The sequence below is a fragment of the Arthrobacter sp. Y3223164 genome, assembly GCF_059091005.1.
On the sequence record NZ_JBNHGF010000977.1, the window covers coordinates 1 to 290 of the forward strand.

General features: G+C 73.4%; 1 protein-coding gene. It reads right to left on the reverse strand.

Annotation, left to right across the window (positions count from 1 at the left end):
* Positions 1-14 precede the first annotated feature (14 nt).
* Positions 15-290, reverse strand: a 276-nt coding sequence (locus AC5RUJ_RS18985) for a glycine cleavage T C-terminal barrel domain-containing protein (protein WP_494156605.1), incomplete at its 5' end; no start/stop codon positions are given.

The following is a 290-nucleotide window of genomic DNA, read 5'->3' on the forward strand; positions in this document are numbered from 1 at the left end:
GTCAGCGCCGACGGCTAGCCGCGCAGTCGTTCCATGCCGGGGTCGACCAGCGGCTCGGCGGCGACGGTGGCCGGGATGCGGCGGCCGAAGTATTCGATCTCGACGCCGTCTCCCTCCCCGATGTCCGCAGGGAGCCACGCGTACGCCACCGGCCGTCCCACCGTGTAGCCGAAGGCCGCGCTGGTCACGTAGCCGGACGGGACGTCGTCCACATACACGGGCTCCTTGCCCAGCACGACCGAGCGGCCGTCGTCGATGGTCAGGCAGCGCAGCCGGCGGGCCGGCGCGCC